Origin of the sequence: Treponema vincentii, assembly GCF_018336815.1 — a bacterium.
Lineage (GTDB): Bacteria > Spirochaetota > Spirochaetia > Treponematales > Treponemataceae > Treponema.
The window spans coordinates 2670739-2687437 of sequence record NZ_CP050497.1 but is presented as its reverse complement, the minus strand read 5'-3'; the positions used below and the strand labels follow the sequence as shown (position 1 = coordinate 2687437).

Genomic DNA, 16699 nt, shown 5'->3' with positions numbered 1-16699 from the left:
GTGGAGGTTTGTCCGTGTTGAAGCTAAAAGCTCCCTTAATCATTGCCGGTGCAACATGCGTGTTATCTATGCTTATCGGACTGATAAGTGGGGTACGGTTCTTACATATTTTAGGAAGGGGGCTTATTGCCGGTGTAGGAGCCGGAGGCTTTGTGTTTTGCGCACGGATTCTCTTGGAGCGATTCATCCCCGATCTTTTTACCTCGCCGGCGTCATCGGATATCGCTGAAACGGCGAATAGTTCTTCCGGGGCAAATATTAATATTACCCTTGATGACGAGTTAGGCGCCGCAGCGCCGGTAACGGCAGGCGATAACGCGGAGACTTCTGTACCGCCGAATGCTGCAGAAATGCAGACAGAGCCGCAAAGTACGGAATCAGTTCCTGCGGACTCTACTTCGGATATCTCCGATAGCGGTGATGCTCGGAAAAACACCGAATCTTTGGATGCTTCTCCCTTTTCTTTTGACGACAGTCCTCAAGACGATAGCGACTTATCGGATTTACCCGATGCGGGTTCATTTATGGATGATGATAGTTTTGCTGAAACTGAAAATATTGATGACAGTATGCAAATGGATACCAGCGGTTTTTCGATGACCGGCATTCAAACTGACGGCAACGATAGTAAGGTAATGGCTCAGGCAATTAGAACCGTTTTAGCAACTGAGGATTAGAGGGTGGGTGTTGATAGAGTATGGGAAATGTCAGTTTAGATACGAGACCGGAAGACGAGCTTTGGCTTGAATATAAACATACGCAAGACCCGCATCTTCGTGAGTTTTTTATTATAAAATATGCACCTCTTGTAAAATACGTTGCCGGTAAAGTTGCCGTCGGTATGCCGAATAATGTTGAGTTTGATGATTTAGTCGGCTACGGTGTATTCGGTCTTCTGGATGCTATCGATAAATATGATCCCGAAAAAAATGTAAAATTCAATACTTATGCAGTAACACGCATCCGCGGCGCTATCTTCGATGAATTACGTTCAATTGATTGGGTTCCCCGTTCGGTACGCCAGCAATCCCGTGAAATTGAAGAAGTTATAGCGGATTTGGAAGCCCGGTTAGGGCACGCTGCAACCGACTCGGAGATTGCCGAAGCGCTCAGTATGAGTGTGGAAGAATTTCATCAGATTTTATTAAAGATTTCAGGCACCAGTATTATTTCCCTTACGGATTTACGGTTTGGATCGGACGATTCCGAGCAGACGCCGGTTGTCGATAGTATTGAAGCGCCTGCTTCGCTTAATCCTGATGTCATTGTAGAGCGGGAAGAAATGAAACGAATTATCGTGGACGCAATTAATGAACTTCCCGATAGAGAAAAAAAAGTATTAATTATGTATTACTATGAGGATATGACATTACGGGAAATTGGAAAAGTATTAGAGGTAACCGAATCGCGAGTATCTCAGATTCATACCAGTGCAAATCTAAAACTTAAAGCAAAATTGAGCAATATTCGTAAGGGTATCCGTTAGGAGCGTTGCTATGATACATTTTGAACAAATTCGGGAGCAGATGAAGGAACAGCATGAAAAGGATTCCTCCCGTTTTTTTGTCGAAGTTACAGGGCAAACCCTCGAAGAAGCGATCGACAATGCTGCTGTTGAGCTTGGTTTACGCCGCTCCCTTATCGACTATGAAATTTTACAAAAAGGGGCTTCAGGTTTTTTTGTCTTAAATCCCAAAGAATGGAAAATCCGCGCTTACGAAGCACACAAAGTACATAAGCCTACTGTCCACGCAGAAACCGTAGCAGGTCTCAGTGCGGAAGAAGTGCCGGAAGAAAATATGAATAGAGACGGAGCAGCGTATGTATTCTGTGCTCCCGACGGTGTATTCTTGAAAGTTACACCGCCCAGCGGTAACGGCAGAAAAGTCGCGCTTGCCGATGTCGTAGAACGAATACGCGATAGAAATGTGGCTATTCCGCCGGATGAAATTTTAAAACCGATCGTTCAGGCGTGCGCTGATGAATATGTTAGAATAGGACATTATGAATACCAGCCCGGCAACGACGCGCTGATGTCTGTCGAAATCAGTGAAGATGAGATGAAGGCATATCTTTTCGTGTCCCCTCCGATGCCCGGCGGCGCCGATGTGTCGGCAGATATGATTATCACCTTCTTATCAAATAATCGAGTTGTTTCAGGTGTTAATGAAAAAAGAGTTAAGCAATTCCAAGACAGCCCCGTATATCGTGAAAATTATCTGATCGCAGAAGGAACCCCGCCGCAAAAAGGCGCCGATGCTAAGATACTTTTCAATTTTGAAACCGATAATTCACAGCTGCGCCTCAAAGAAAACAAGAGCGGGCAGATTGACTTTAAAGAACTCAACCTTATTCAAAATGTCATTGAAGGGCAGCCGCTCGCACAAAAGGTTCCTGCCGAGGAAGGCAAAAGCGGAAGAACCGTTACCGGAAAATACCTTCCTGCTGCATCCGGTAAAGATATCGCTATTCCATTGGGAAAAAATACCCGATTGGCTGAGGATAATCTGACGATTGTTGCCGAAACGAAAGGACAAGTCCTGCTGATAAAGAACAAGATCAATGTCGAGCCGATTATGACGATCGAAGGCAATGTGTCAATTAAGACCGGCAATATTATGTTCCTCGGCACCGTATATGTTAAGGGCAATGTTGACGACGGCTTCTCTATTAAGGCTGCGGGTAATATCGAAGTAAAAGGCACTGTCGGGAAGGCATCGTTGGATGCGGAAGGCGATATCGTCGTCAGTCAAGGTATTGCCGGAAAAGAAGGCGGGCATATCCGTGCAGGTAAATCGATATGGTCAAAATTTATTCAAAATATCGAATTGGTAGAAGCAGGCGATATGGTTATCGTATCTGACGGTATTTTAAATTCAAAAATTGTCGCTAACCATAAAGTTATCTGCCGCGGAAAACGTGCAGACATTATTGGTAGTCAAGTAATCGCATGCGAAGGGGTATATGCCCGAAATCTCGGTAGTCCTGCAGGCGGTTCCGATACGGTTATCAGCGTCGGGTTTGATCCGCGCAGTAAAGAGCGATTGATTATATTAGAGAAGAACTTGCTTGCCTCCGAAAAAGCGCTCACTGCGTTGAAACTGGATTTAAAATCGCTTGAAGGTCAAAAAAAGATTCTTAAAGAACTTTCCGAAGAAAAAGAAGCATTACTTAAAAAGAAAAAAGAGCTGCGCTATATTAACGAAACGGAAATTAAAGAACTGCGGAACGAGATAGAACGGATACGGGATTATCTTGCTGCGCTTAAAACGGAAGGACGTGTTTCTGTTTCCGGAAATATTTATACGGGTGTACGAATCGTTATTAAAGATATTATCGAAGATGTGCGGGTTGATTGCAAAGCAACAACATTCTTTTTGCAAAACGGTCTCGTGCGGTATGGCCCTTATGAAGACTATACCAATGATGACGACGTAAAGAGGACACCCAGTGGGTATTCAACCGATTGATCTGCAGATACTTTATACTCAGCTTGATAAGGTCGGAAAGATCCAAGGAGACGCACGGCAGACATTTGCTGCAGAATTCGAAAACAGTCAGCAAGCCAATAAGGAAGATGCTGCACGGCGTCAACAAACGGTACAGAAGACCGAAGCCACAGGGGCCGAAAAAACAGCGATAAATAAAGACGGTTCAAACGGTTCTTCCGGAGGAACATTCAACGATACCCCTCAAAAGCAAAAACACGACTCGCCCCTTACAAACGAAAAATCATATTATATTCAAGACCCATCGCTTGGAAAAAAAATCGATATTTCAGGATAATTCCTATGCTTATTGCTGCCCTCATACTGCTCTGTATTAATATTATTTTAATGATTGTTTTTTATCGGAAGACATCGCATAACTTTTCGCAAAATGCATACCGTGATCGCATTCGGGAAGAAGTAAACCGGCTTATTATCGACATTGAACACGAATCGGATCATGCGGTAACGGTACTTGAAAATAAGATTCAACAGATAGAAAAGCTGCTTTCCGACACGGATAAACATATCGCGCTCGTCGAGCAGGAGCATGAAAAATGGAGGATGCAAAAAGAATTTCTCGGGGCATATCGAACTTCACCGCAAGAAGATGAGGCATCGGCAGCCGATACAAAAAAAAATACCGTGATGATCTATAAAAAACCTATCGGCATTCCCGAAACTACGGCAAAAGTCTCTCCTCTTTTGAATCCCCGGGAACAAGTTGTCGAACTGGCACGACAAGGATTTTCGATCGACTTTATCGCCGAAAAAGTCGATCTCCCCCTTGGTGAAATTGCACTTATTCTCTCCATAGGAGGGTAAGTGAGGTATTGAAATAGAGCTCAAGGCTATGGGGCAAAACAATTATGGGAGTAATGATGATTACCAATGCGCTTTTTTCGGATCTTTATGAGCTGACAATGGCTCAAGGTTATTTTAAACGCCAAAACAATCGGCCGTGTGTCTTTGATATGTTTTTTAGGCGCAATCCCTTTAAAGGAGGATACGCAGTTCTTGCGGGACTTGAGCCGCTGCTCGAAGCAATTCAAGCCTTTCATTTTGATGAATCCGATATAGCCTACCTTGCGACCTTGCACCTTTTTGACGATGACTTTCTCAGCTATCTCAAGGATTTCCGCTTTTCAGGTTCGGTATGGGCGATGGATGAAGGAAGTCTTATATTTCCCAGCGAGCCGGTACTCCGCATTGAAGCGCCGATTATCGAAGCATTGCTTCTCGAAGGGCTTATCCTTAATACTATCAACTTTCAAAGTTTGATTGCGACAAAGACCGCCCGCATCTGGCTTGCGTCGGGAAAATCCTCCATTATGGAATTCGGCTTGCGGCGCGCACAGGGGGCGGACGGCGCAATGAGCGCTACCCGTGCGGCTATTATCGGTGGGGCGGCGGGTACCAGCAATACGCTCGGCGGAAAGCTTTACGGTGTGCCGGTGATGGGTACCATGGCTCACGCATGGGTGATGTCTTTCCCAACCGAAGAAGAGGCGTTTGAACAATACGCTTCCATCTATCCCGATAAATCGGTATTTCTCATCGACACCTACAATACGCTCGGTTCCGGTATCGAGGCGGCGATAAAAGTTGGGAAAAAACTGCAAACGCAAGGGAAAAACTTCGGCGTCAGACTCGATTCGGGTGATATGCAGTATTTGAGTACCGAAGTACGGAAACGGCTTGATGCCGCCGGATTACCCGAAGCTAAAATCTCCATTTCCAACGAACTAACCGAAGAAATTATCGAATCGCTCATTTTGAACAAAGCGCCGATTGACTCTTGGGGGGTCGGCACTCACATGGTAACCGGCGGGCAAGAGTCTTCGTTTACCGGTGTCTACAAACTTGCCGCGCGTCAATCCGGCGACGGAACATGGCTGCCGGTGATGAAGGTGTCTGATAATCCTGCAAAGATTACCAATCCGGGCATTAAACAAGTGTGGCGGCTCTACGACAACGACGGATTTTTTAAGGCTGATATTATCGGTTTATATGATGAAACGCTCGACGCCGAAGCAATGAACACTTACTATCACCCGTTGAACGACTACCAAAGCTTTTCGTTTAAGGCGGCAAAGGCAGAACAATTACTCCACTTAAAAATTACCGATGGCGTATACACCGGTAAAAAGGAAACACTGCAAGAGATGCACCAGCGGGCAAACCGGCAACTGGAATGTTTACACCCGACTTCCCGCCGTCTGCTCAACCCGCACATCTACAAGGTGTCGCTTACAAAGACGCTCTTTGCGATGAAGCAGAAACTGCTGCATTCCCTGCGCTAGTGTGTCAAAAACACGGAAATCAATTTTTGAAAAAAAAGGACAATCAACCGACACTTAAGAGTGATATAGAGGACTATAGAAATCTCAGTGCAAAGGAAATGCTTCATTATGCCCGTCAGGAATGGTCGTAGGTAAAAATTGATTTCCGTGAGAAACACTTGACATACGCATTAAAAGTACGTATTGTCATAGTTATGACTGCAAAAGAAGTATTAAAGCTCTTAAATCAAAACGGCTGGTATGTTTACGAAACAAAAGGGTCTCATTTCCAGCTTAAACATTCGGAAAGGCAAGGAAAAGTAACCATTCCTATGTACAGCGGAGATTTAAAGCCATGTACTTTGAATAGTATTTTAAAGCAAGCAGGATTAAAATAGGAGACCATATATGCGTAAAATGACTTATTTAGCGGTTTTTGAACCGGCTGGAAACGGCGCTTATAGCGTCTATTTTCCGAATGTTTTAGGTTGTGTAAGTTACGGAAAAAACTTTCAAGAGGCGCAAGCAATGGCGCAAGAAGCGCTCGAATTGCATATATACGGTATGGAAAAAAGACGGTGATACGTTGCCTATTGAAAATTTTTCTGATATACAAACAAATGCCGGTGATATAGTGTATGCCATTACCATTTATCCTGATTTTGTGAAAAATCAAATGGATAACCGGCGCGTTAAAACAAATTGTACTATTCCGTATACGCTAAAACGGAAAGCAGAAATGCAAGGTATAAATTTTTCTCAAGTATTGGAAACTTCGCTAAAAACAATGCTGCAATGAAATATTGATTATTTACAGCAGGAAATGTTGTCAATAAAGGGTTGACATATTCGTGTTTTGCCCTTACTATATAAAAAGCAGTGTATAAGGGAGTTGGCTGTCAGCCGATCTTATACAACTAAAAAATTAAATATTCCACAACTGGAAGGAGATTTAATCTATGAAAAAAACACTTTTTGTACTGTTTACCGCAGCGATGTTGTTTGTAACGTTTGCGTGTAAACACGCTAATCCCGCACAGTATACGGGCGGGGGAGCCAAGCAGGATATGGCTGCACCGGATACGGTTACCATCCCGATTAACGTTATCAAGGCTTCTGACTTTTTGACCCGTTCGGTTCGTGAAAAGATCGTGTATAAGGTAAAGCAGAATGCATCAGCGAGCGGTAAGGTTATCGAAGGTACTGAGGAAGCAAAGACTAACTATGTCGACTGGGATTTCAGCGTTGGAAGAACGGAAAAAGAAGCATTAAGCGAAACGTTGATTGTAGGTCATGCGACTAAAAATGGACTTACGCCCGACACATTAGATGATGTAAAAATTAACTACACCAAAATAAAGCAGTGGTTCGGCAGAGATATTCAGGTCGGCGACCAATTCTGGCTCGGCTTCCGCTGCAGCAATCAAGACGGTGTGGAACTTGCCCGCATGGCTCACCATGTTAAAGTAGGAAACCCCACAACGCTCGATAAGGTAGCGCTCAAGTACGGTTTTAAAGGCTGGTATTTGGAAGCGCAATTGAATGGTAACTATCCGACGGCAACAGCCGATTTCTATCTTGGCGCCGATGCACAAGCGAAAAAAATTAACGGCGACAAGCCGATAAACGGTCATGTTGTTACTAGTGGCGGTAGCTCGATTACCTATTTCCTCTGCAAGGTGGATGATAAAGACATTGTCGTCGACCAGCCTTATCACGTTAAAGCGCACTATAAAGATGTGGAATTTGGCGGCGATGAAGGAATAACATCTTTTGTGGGTGAAGACGTTGTCTATGCAAAAGATGCAGTCGATGCATGGAACTTTGTGTTGAAAGGCGCATCTAACAAGGAATATGCGCTTTCTTCGGTAGCTGGACGCGATAAAATTGCCATTAACACCGCAGATCCGACTTTGACGTGGGCTCCGATGAAAGACGCAGCCATGTTGTATCTGGATAAAGGGGCTGGCTCCGTTCTTGAGCGTGAAAACTATGCCATACTTGTATCGGAGAAGGAGAATCTTGAGGACGCAAACGAACTGACTTACAAAGTAGAACATGTGGCCGCTGTTCCGCCTGCTCCGGAGTATTATAAAGCGGAATTGAAGGGATTGCAGTTTGGCAAGGTGTACTATGCAAAGGTTATCTATTCCTATGACACCAAGAAAGCCAACTCCAAGGTGCGCGAGAAGCACGAGTCGCCGGTAGTCAGCTTTACTACCGATGACGGTCTTAAGAGCGTTAAGTATACTTTCGATTCAGGATTAAAAATAAACGGCACTATGGTTTCCGGTACTCCTGCTTCCGGATTCCCCACCGACAACCCTGCAAGCCTTTCAACAACCGGTGCGCTCGATGTTACAAACGGTAACAGCGCCCCCGCCTTACAGCTGGATGACACTAAAACGCTTAGTTCCAAGGTAGGAAAGCCGTATGCAGAGGGCGAGCTTGTTTTCGATATGCAGCTGCCTGCCGATATTAACACTGTTATCAGTGGTATGGCCACGAAATTTGTCGATAAAGATGATAACCCCTTAGGTGTGGCTGTTAATGATAAGGTACTGATGTCTGTTACGGCGGAAGGTACGGAAATTGCTCTCGTAATTGTGCCGACGGTTGTAAAGTCTAATCAATCTGGTGTTGTTGCTGGTAACTGGACAATTACGCCCGCTTCGATAAGACTGCGCGCTACTGCAGGCGATAAGGCTGCCTATTCGGGTACGCCTGTTGTTGACACGGACGTAAAAACTGCTGGCTCACTGACCGGTCAGCCGTACGCTACTGTATCTGGTTATGTCTATAACACAACTATGAAGAGTGCGTGGTTGGATTATCGGGCAGCTAAATTTAGCTTTACAAAGGCGAAAGTTAGAGGTGATTTCGGTTCCGTGAACGCCGAAACGGATGTAAAAGATGCGCTTCCCATGCCTAAATTTAACGGCTATCGCAGCTTTACCGTACTGTCAAACCAAGACGGTTTCCATATCGATAATGTAATGTACACCGTTAAGGATGCTGCCTTTAAACGGCATGTACGCTAAGCGTTTCCGTTCAATCCGGCGGCTGCGGAATAAACCTTCATCGGTTTTAACGCATCCCGGATTGTAGAACTCTTGCAAGACCTTAGGAAGCAGTTGCTTCCTAAGGTCTTTTTTTTGTCTTTTCTTTATGTGTGCTTAGTGTTTAGTGTTTAGTGTTTAACACGGCGTTGAATAAGCGGCTTTTTTTGTCAATTGAAAAAATATGCGCTATAAGTCATATAATTAAATATGTGGAACGTTAATGTAAAGCAGAATGCTATTCCCGATTGGATTACAACTTTTCGATTTCAAGCTTGGAAATGCCCGTCAGCTTTGCAATCATGCTCATGTCAAAAGCTTCATTCTTCATCAGTCTTGCTGTTTCGAGCGCTTTTTGGTGGGAGCCGTCCGCAAAGCCGCGCTCAATACTTTGTTCAATACCTTGAGCAAAGGCTATTTCATGTTCTTCCGCTCGTTGCACTGCGATATCTGTCTCATAATCATATTCGGCGAGTAACATGTTCAATACCTCCTTTGATTTTCTTTTGGAAATATACGACGCATCTACGGTGTCATACGGCAAAAAAGTGTCCTCAACGTTTCAGAAGCGGCACGGATGCCGCTGGTTCCAATCAGTAACGTGTTTGCATTGCAAACACGTAGGTCGAAAATGTACATGGATGTACATTTTTGACCGTGCCTGCGGTACTTTTTTGCCTAATTCCTTGTATCTGCATCGTCTATTTCCAAAAGCGGTGGCTATGCAGAACCGCCACGGATGGCGGTGATTCCATGCAGAAGTGAGTTTTTCATCTGAAAAACTCATCGTCCAATACGGTATATGGACGTACCGTATTGGACAGTGAATCTTTGTACTTTCTGTTCGCCGTACTCATGGCTGTTTCTCCTCGGGGACTATTGTAGCATGGATATGAGGATTTTGAAAGGTTACATAGTCGTTCCGGGCGGTACATTACGCATTGATACCTCATTACGCATTGGAAAGCTGCCGATACTATCGAGAAACGGAGGTTTGAGATATGAAATACTTACGATGTTATGTATATTTTTGCATATTGTGCATCAGTGTGATGTCATGCACAAGTACCCCGACTACCGGAGCGCTTTACTTTCCTATCACCGTATTAGCCGGTGTTGCCGATTTAACGGTTTCAACGGCAGGAGATACTCAAACGGATACTCATGATAAAACCGAAGCCTTTGCAAGAAATGCAAGAATACTGAATCGGGATCTAAATCTTGATGAAACAGAGCCGTATATTCAAAGAGAATCTCCGTCTGAATACGATCATCTTTCAAACATTCAGTTACAACCGCGGAAGAATAGTGCGCAAACGGTGAATCAGCAAAAAAATGATATGGAGCCTGTTTCTTCGATTAGATTGCAAAAAGGCGAGTCATTTACGATGCCGATACCGGTGCAGAAGAAAGTAACGGTCGTTGTTGAAAATAAGGATAGCAATGAACTAAGGTTTATGTGTACCGGTAAACAGTTCGTCTTGCAGCAGGGTGAAATGGTGATGCTGCATTTTCGGTAAACGATAAACGCCGCTTGCCATCACAGTAGCTGCAAACATCAGCAATACGGCTTATCTCTGCACGAAAAGCCGAAGTTGATGAGGATGCAGAATATTATGAAAACTATGACGCTCGATGAAGTTAAAAATCTTCCGCCGCTTACGGAAGAACGGCTAAACGAAATCAAAAATTTTCAAAATACTGATTTTTCGGACTGCCCAAAGCAGACAAAAGAGGAGCTTAAACAATTTCGTCCTTATTATGAGCTTCATACAACATTACAAAAACGTAAAAACCACACTGTACAGGTTAGTATTGATAGTGACATAATAGAAGCGTTACAGATTGAAACTCAAGAGTACCAACCACGCATAAATGCTATCTTACGGAAAGCTGTTTTTGGATAAACCATAAGGAACAAGGCACGAATAATCGACCTTTGTTGATTACAGCTAAAGGTCTCTCTAAAATCAGCTTTAGCTTAGAAAATGGGTATACTGATAGCAAAAATCGCTGAGGGTACCCCCTCTTTAAAACCTGCCCATCTATGCTATAATACAACAAGAGAGGAAACAGCTATGACTACGGCAAACAGAAAATATAAAGATTCGGTTTTTGTCGATCTTTTTGCAGAAGACGAAAAGGCTAAAGAAAACTTTTTATCGCTATATAACGCTTTGCACGGAACAAATCTGCAAATGTCTTGTCCTGTAGAAAACATAAGGCTCGATAATGTTATGTATATGAACATAATCAACGATGTTTCCTGCCTTGTCGACAATAAGATTATCGTTCTTGCAGAACATCAATCCACCATAAACGAAAACATGCCTTTGCGTTTTTTAGAATACATAGCAAGGCTCTATGAAAAACTTCAAGCTCCGACCGATAGATATTTAAGAAAGCTGTCTAAAATACCTACGCCGGAATTCTACGTTTTCTATAACGGCAAGGAAGATTACCCTGAAACTACAGTTCTAAAGTTATCTGATGCGTTTATAACAAAACCAGAAAAAGTGCCGCTGGAGCTTGAGGTAAAGGTATATAACATAAATAAGGACAAAGGAGCAGAAGTATTGAGCCGCTGTAAACCGCTTGAAGAATACAGTCTCTTTGTTGAAGAGGTAAGAAAACAAACGCAACTTGATCCTGAAAATGGCTTTACCAATGCGGTAAAGATATGTATAGAAAAAGGAATCTTAAAAGAATACTTACAGAGAAAATCACGGGAGGTAATAAATATGTTAGTAGCCGAATATGATTACGATACAGACATCGCAGTACAGAGAGAAGAAAGTCTAAGAATTGGAATACAACAAGGAATACAACAGGGTATTGAACAGGGTATTAAGCGAGGCTTTTCCGATGGAGTAATAAAAACAGCTTTAGCTTTTAAGAAAATGGGTATACCGATAGCAAAAATTGCTGAGGGTACAGGGCTTACTCAAGCGGAAATAGAAAAATTATAAACTTGTTACTAGCCGAATATGATTATGAAACCGATATAGCCGTACAACGAGCAGAAGAACGGGAAATAGCCTTTGCCACAGGCATTGAACAAGGTATATCTCAGGGAGCCTATCAAACCAAACTTGAAACGGCTAAGGCTTTTAAGCAGTTTGGTTTTGATATTGATAAAATAGCTGAAGGAACAGGCCTTTCCGTTGAAGAAATAAAGGCTCTATAAAAATCAACTTTTTGCAAATAGGCGGAGCAGATGCAAGGAGTTAGGCAAAAAAGTACCGCAGGTCTGTTGAACAGCGTACATCCCTGTCCGTTCTGCAGATGCTAAGAGATGACATGTTTTTAATTGCCGGTAAATGTGCTATGCTTATTTTGAGCGGCTCCAATAAAGCCGTTCAAAAATGCTGCCCGCCGAATATGGTTATAAAACCGATAGAACCGAAGCAAGATGTTTTAATCCATTCCCTACCGGCTTTGCAGGGCATCTTCTCTTTTAGGAAATGCCCTGCACCCAACTAACCGTGAGCCTTGCCGTTGCCAAGTAAAGCAAGGGATGTAGCCTGAGGTCGTTGTTGAAAATAAGGGGAGTCATGAACTAAGGTTTATATGTACCGGTAAACAGTTCGTCTTGCAGCAGGGGGAAATGGTGATGCTGCATTTTCGATAAATGATAAACGCCGCTTGTCATCACAGTAGCTGCAAACGCCACCAAGCTCGCAGAGTTTAATGAAACGGTAAAGTGTGCTATACTGCTATGGGATGGATAGATAAGGAGCGTTCTATGAACGATATAATGATGCGGCAATACAATATGCTTTCAAAGGAGCTGCAGCAGGAAGTGCAGCATTATATTGAATATTTATTTGTAAAAATGAAAAAAACGAATAGACAACATATTGTAACAATACCCCAGCAAGAAAAAAATAGAGCTTATGATGCCCTGATACAGTATGCTGGTTGCCTACCGCCGGATATTGATTATAAACAAGAAGCTATAGAATTTGCGGTTACGAAATATGAAAGTCTTACTTGATACAAATATTTTGGTTGATTTTCTGGCAAAGCGTCCTGTTTTTTTTAATAATGCACAAACTATCATTAAGAAATGTAAAGATAACGAAATAACAGGAATTGTAGCAGTTCATACTATTTCAACGTTTATTTTCAGCCGCTCAAATAGCGCGGCTGAAAAACACGTCGAGTTTGCTTGCTGCAAACTCGCTGATTGTACGTACGCTATCGCGTACCAATTCAGCATCCTCCAAAATTGATATTTTGTTCGGCTGCTGAATTTTAAGGAACGTTATTTTATATCTTAAAGAAGTATATTCCGGCAGAGAATGTACGAGAAATTTTTTGCAATTTATTCGAAATCATTGGAATCGGTAGTGCAAATAAAGAGAGCATTTTAAATGCTTTAAAGAATAAAATATTTCCTGATTTTGAAGATGGTTTGCAATATCAATGTGCATTAGAAGAATCGGTAGATTGCATTATTACACGCAATAAAAAAGATTTTTTTGGGTCAAAAATACCCGTGTATACGCCGGATGAATTTTTAGCATAAAGCTTTGGGTAGGTTAACTAAAAAAGCCTGTTCTTCCGCAAAGGAAAAACAGGCTTTGTGCATCACAAAGGTTCTCTAAAAAACAATCAGTTTTCTAGCAATGTAAAATTCGGTGCGCGCTAAGCATAAGCTCAACACGCCCCTTAAAAAATTACAGGCTGCCTTTTGCCGCTTTAACCGCTTCGGTCAGCATCGGAAGTACCTTGAACAGGTCTCCTGCAATACCGTAGTCGGCTACACCGAAGATCGGCGCATCGGGGTTCTTGTTGACCGCGATGATGTACTCGGAATCCTGCATACCGGCAAGGTGCTGAATTGCTCCGGAAATACCGACTGCCACATAGATGTGCGGATGTACGGTTTTACCGGTCTGTCCAACCTGATGGTTTGCATCCATCCAGCCGGAGTCAACAACGGCACGGGAAGCTCCGACAACGCCGCCGAGCGCCTGAGCCAAATCCTCAGCCAGTTTGATACCTGCTTTGGGGTCTTTACCGATACCGCGGCCGACGGAAACAACCACATTTGCTCCGATCAAGTCTACGATATTCTTTGCGGTTTTCTTGATTTCGAGGATATCAACGCTGATATCGGCTTTGGAAAGCTCAACTGCCGGTTTTTCAATTACGGTCTTTGCCGCTTTTGCCGAATCAAAGTCCTGCTTCTTCATAACGCCGGGACGCACGGTTGCAATCTGCGGGCGGAAGCGGGGACACACAATCGTTGCCATCAAGTGACCGCCGAACGCCGGACGGGTCATCTTTAAGTTGGTGTTTACCTTAAAGGGTGTCTTTTCGACATCCATCGTCGAGCTGGTGCGGAGAAATTCCTTGTATTTTTCCGTATCGACGTCGAGGTGCGTGGTGTCGGCGGTCAATCCGGTATGGAGCCGTGCGGCACAGCGGGGACCTAAGTCGCGTCCGATGGTTGTTGCACCGATTAAGAAAACTTCCGGTTTTTTGTCCTGTACCAATGCGGTAATCACTTTTGTATACGCATCGGTTGTATAATCGGCAAGAAGATCGTGTTCGCAGTAGTACACCTTATCGGCGCCGTAGCCGCCGAGATTCTTTAATGCATCTTCTTTAATACCTTTTCCAAGTACAACGCCGCAGAGTTCGCCCTTTAATTCATCGGCGAGCTTCCGGCCTTCGCTCAATAATTCAAACGAGGTGTTGAGGATTTCTCCGTTGCGCTGTTCACAAAATACCCACACGCCTTTGAAGGCTTCAGTGTCTTTGCTATCGTAAGCCATTTGTACATTCTCCTCCTTCATTAAATGATATGTTTTTCTGCCAGCATACCGACGAGCTTTTCACAAGCGGCTTTGTCGGCGCCTTCCATCATCGTACCGGCGCCTTTCTGCGGCGGGGTAAAGGACTTGTATACGTTTGTCGGAGAACCTTCCAAACCGATCGTGTCTTTATCGATGAGCGGGTCGTCCTTCAAGGTTTCGTAATTGTATACCTCATACGGCTTTGAGTAGCATTCCATAATACCGCTGACGCTCATATAGCGCGGTTCGTTCAGCTCTTTAATACAGGTGATAAGACAGGGCGTCTTTACCTTGAGCATCATGTAGCCGTCTTCGAGCATACGCTTTACCGTCAGTGTGTTGCCTTCTTTTTTAATATCAGCTGCGTAGGTGATCTGCGGGAGATTCAGTTTTTCAGCGATCTGCGGACCTACCTGTGCGGTGTCTCCGTCGATTGCCTGACGGCCGCAGAATACAACATCTTCCGGCCCGACACCGACGCGGCGTACAGCTGCTGCCAAAATCTGGCTGGTAGCATACGTGTCACTTCCGCCGAACTCACGGCTGGAAACCAGTACCGCCTTGTCAACGCCGCGCGCCAACAGCTCACGGAGCATGCTTTCTGCAGGGGGCGGCCCCATCGAAATAGCGACAACTTCACAGCCGGTTTGATCTTTTAGCTGCAGCGCCGCTTCAATCGCGTTTAAGTCATCGGGGTTGGTGATGGTCATCATCGAAGCGCGGTCAAGCTGCCCGTTTTCTTTGACGGCAACTTTTCCGGATGTATCGGGAACTTGTTTTACACAAACAATAGCTTTCATCTGTTCTTGTCCTCCTTAATTGACGCCGAGGTTTGCGGCAATAACCATGCGCTGTACTTCGCTCGTGCCTTCGTAAATTTCCGTAATCTTTGCGTCGCGCATCATCCGCTCAATCGGGTAGTCGCGGGTATAGCCGTATCCGCCGAAGAGCTGTAAACAGCGGCGGGTTACATCGCTTGCGACCTCAGCTGCAACGAGCTTCGCCATTGCCGCTTCCGCAGAATACCGGATATTGGGATTTTCGTTGGCTGCCTGTTTCTTGCATGCTGCCGCATAGACAAGATACTGAGCGCCTTGTGTTCGGGCTGCCATATCTGCGAGCTGGAACTGAGTGTTCTGCTGCTGGCTGATGCGCTTTCCGAACTGGACACGTTCTTTTGTGTATTTGATGGTTTCTTCAATAGCGCCTTCCGCAATACCGAGCGCCTGTGCTGCAATACCGATACGTCCGCCGTCAAGGGTTGCCATAGCGATAATAAAGCCGCGTCCCTGTACGCCGAGGAGATTTTCTTTCGGTACAATGCAGTCTTCAAAGACCAATTCGCAGGTTGAAGAACCGCGGATACCCATCTTCTTTTCATGCTTACCGACGGAGAAACCGGGGAAGCCGCGTTCTACGATAAACGCGCTGATCTCTTTCATAGAGCGGCCTTTTTTATCCTTTACCGTGCCGGTTACTGCAATAACGATAAAGACGTCGGCATAGCCCGCATTGGTGATAAAGATCTTGCTGCCGTTTAATACCCAGTGATCGCCGTCGAGTACTGCAGTGGTCTGCTGTCCTTGAGCATCGGTACCGGCGCCCGGTTCGGTTAATCCGAATGCACCGATTTTCTTACCGGAAGCTAAATCGGGTACATACTTCATCTTCTGCGCTTCCGTTCCGAAGTGCATAATCGGATCGATACAAAGTGACGTATGGGCGGAAATGATAACACCGGTCGTTCCGCATACCTTGCTCATTTCTTCTACGCACATAGCATAGGTTAAAACGTCAGCTCCTTGTCCGCCGTACTGTTTCGGAACGGGAATACCGAAGAATCCCAGCTTTGCCATCTTTTTGACATTCTCTTCAGGAAATTTTTCCTCTTCGTCGACTTCGGCAGCGAGCGGTTTTACTTCGTTTTGCGCAAAATCGCGAAACAGCTGCTGCGCCATGAGCTGTTCTCTGCTCAACGTAAAATCCATGTTGAATCTCCTTCGCTTATTGAATTTTATTAAAAATCTCTACTTTATATAGAGGCTTTTTCATAGTATAATAGC

Annotated in this window: 17 protein-coding genes and 1 pseudogene; 14 read left to right on the top strand and 4 right to left on the bottom strand. The window is 44.4% G+C overall.

Annotation, left to right across the window (positions count from 1 at the left end; genetic code table 11):
• The first annotated feature begins 14 nt into the window (after nucleotides 1-14).
• The 9 genes from GWP40_RS12325 to GWP40_RS12285 all read left to right on the top strand — a co-directional run bounded on the left by GWP40_RS12325 (nucleotide 15) and on the right by GWP40_RS12285 (nucleotide 8811).
• Nucleotides 15-677, top strand: a complete 663-nt coding sequence (locus GWP40_RS12325; RefSeq protein ID WP_212565540.1) for a hypothetical protein — start codon at nucleotides 15-17, stop codon at nucleotides 675-677.
• A 20-nt stretch (nucleotides 678-697) separates the two neighbouring features.
• Nucleotides 698-1486 carry an RNA polymerase sigma factor WhiG gene (whiG, locus tag GWP40_RS12320; RefSeq protein ID WP_212565539.1) on the top strand — a complete coding sequence of 263 codons (789 nt, stop codon included), beginning with the start codon at nucleotides 698-700 and terminating at the stop codon, nucleotides 1484-1486.
• A gap of 10 nt (nucleotides 1487-1496) precedes the next feature.
• Nucleotides 1497-3470, top strand: coding sequence for a FapA family protein (locus GWP40_RS12315; RefSeq protein ID WP_212565538.1), 1974 nt, complete (start codon nucleotides 1497-1499; stop codon nucleotides 3468-3470).
• Nucleotides 3451-3786: a hypothetical protein gene (locus tag GWP40_RS12310; protein WP_212565537.1), complete on the top strand. Its 336-nt coding sequence runs from the start codon at nucleotides 3451-3453 to the stop codon at nucleotides 3784-3786. Before GWP40_RS12315 ends, GWP40_RS12310 begins: the two co-directional genes overlap by 20 nt.
• Nucleotides 3787-3791: 5 nt before the next feature.
• The gene (locus tag GWP40_RS12305; protein WP_212565536.1) at nucleotides 3792-4313 is read left to right on the top strand and encodes a hypothetical protein; all 522 of its coding nucleotides are present in this window, start codon (nucleotides 3792-3794) and stop codon (nucleotides 4311-4313) included.
• Nucleotides 4314-4369: 56 nt separating this feature from the next.
• On the top strand, nucleotides 4370-5791 hold the full coding sequence (locus GWP40_RS12300) for a nicotinate phosphoribosyltransferase (protein WP_212566623.1): 1422 nt from the start codon (nucleotides 4370-4372) through the stop codon (nucleotides 5789-5791).
• Between the two features lie 158 nt (nucleotides 5792-5949).
• Nucleotides 5950-6168: a type II toxin-antitoxin system HicA family toxin gene (locus GWP40_RS12295; protein ID WP_371922012.1), complete on the top strand. Its 219-nt coding sequence runs from the start codon at nucleotides 5950-5952 to the stop codon at nucleotides 6166-6168.
• Between the two features lie 10 nt (nucleotides 6169-6178).
• Complete coding sequence (locus tag GWP40_RS13190; protein WP_230974480.1) at nucleotides 6179-6352, top strand: type II toxin-antitoxin system HicB family antitoxin; 174 nt, start codon at nucleotides 6179-6181, stop codon at nucleotides 6350-6352.
• Nucleotides 6353-6729: 377 nt separating this feature from the next.
• On the top strand, nucleotides 6730-8811 hold the full coding sequence (locus tag GWP40_RS12285; protein ID WP_212565535.1) for a hypothetical protein: 2082 nt from the start codon (nucleotides 6730-6732) through the stop codon (nucleotides 8809-8811).
• Between the two features lie 271 nt (nucleotides 8812-9082).
• Here GWP40_RS12285 and GWP40_RS12280 read toward each other — a convergent pair.
• Nucleotides 9083-9337 (bottom strand): annotated as a pseudogene (locus tag GWP40_RS12280) (hypothetical protein); the annotation flags it as partial.
• 493 nt (nucleotides 9338-9830) lie between these two features.
• Here GWP40_RS12280 and GWP40_RS12275 point away from each other — a divergent pair.
• The 5 genes from GWP40_RS12275 to GWP40_RS12255 all read left to right on the top strand — a co-directional run bounded on the left by GWP40_RS12275 (nucleotide 9831) and on the right by GWP40_RS12255 (nucleotide 12826).
• Entirely contained in the window at nucleotides 9831-10349 is a 519-nt protein-coding gene (locus GWP40_RS12275; RefSeq protein ID WP_212565533.1) for a hypothetical protein, read from the top strand.
• A 96-nt stretch (nucleotides 10350-10445) separates the two neighbouring features.
• Nucleotides 10446-10736 carry a BrnA antitoxin family protein gene (locus GWP40_RS12270; RefSeq protein WP_212565532.1) on the top strand — a complete coding sequence of 97 codons (291 nt, stop codon included), beginning with the start codon at nucleotides 10446-10448 and terminating at the stop codon, nucleotides 10734-10736.
• A gap of 171 nt (nucleotides 10737-10907) precedes the next feature.
• Nucleotides 10908-11798 (top strand): Rpn family recombination-promoting nuclease/putative transposase, encoded by an 891-nt coding sequence (locus GWP40_RS12265; RefSeq protein WP_212565531.1) that lies wholly within the window; start codon nucleotides 10908-10910, stop codon nucleotides 11796-11798.
• Nucleotides 11799-11800: 2 nt separating this feature from the next.
• A complete protein-coding gene (locus GWP40_RS12260; protein ID WP_016522172.1) occupies nucleotides 11801-12016 on the top strand; it encodes a hypothetical protein in 216 nt (71 codons plus the stop codon).
• Nucleotides 12017-12574: 558 nt separating this feature from the next.
• The gene (locus GWP40_RS12255; protein ID WP_212565530.1) at nucleotides 12575-12826 is read left to right on the top strand and encodes a hypothetical protein; all 252 of its coding nucleotides are present in this window, start codon (nucleotides 12575-12577) and stop codon (nucleotides 12824-12826) included.
• Nucleotides 12827-13511: 685 nt separating this feature from the next.
• Here the strand turns inward: GWP40_RS12255 and acrA are convergent.
• The 3 genes from acrA to GWP40_RS12240 are packed head-to-tail and all read right to left on the bottom strand — an operon-like array spanning nucleotide 13512 to nucleotide 16624.
• Nucleotides 13512-14615, bottom strand: coding sequence for an acryloyl-CoA reductase electron transfer subunit beta (gene acrA / locus GWP40_RS12250; protein WP_212565529.1), 1104 nt, complete (start codon nucleotides 14613-14615; stop codon nucleotides 13512-13514).
• Between the two features lie 20 nt (nucleotides 14616-14635).
• Nucleotides 14636-15436 carry an acryloyl-CoA reductase electron transfer subunit gamma gene (acrB, locus tag GWP40_RS12245; RefSeq protein ID WP_016522167.1) on the bottom strand — a complete coding sequence of 267 codons (801 nt, stop codon included), beginning with the start codon at nucleotides 15434-15436 and terminating at the stop codon, nucleotides 14636-14638.
• A 15-nt stretch (nucleotides 15437-15451) separates the two neighbouring features.
• Nucleotides 15452-16624, bottom strand: coding sequence for an acyl-CoA dehydrogenase (locus GWP40_RS12240; protein ID WP_212565528.1), 1173 nt, complete (start codon nucleotides 16622-16624; stop codon nucleotides 15452-15454).
• Nucleotides 16625-16699: the final 75 nt, after the last annotated feature.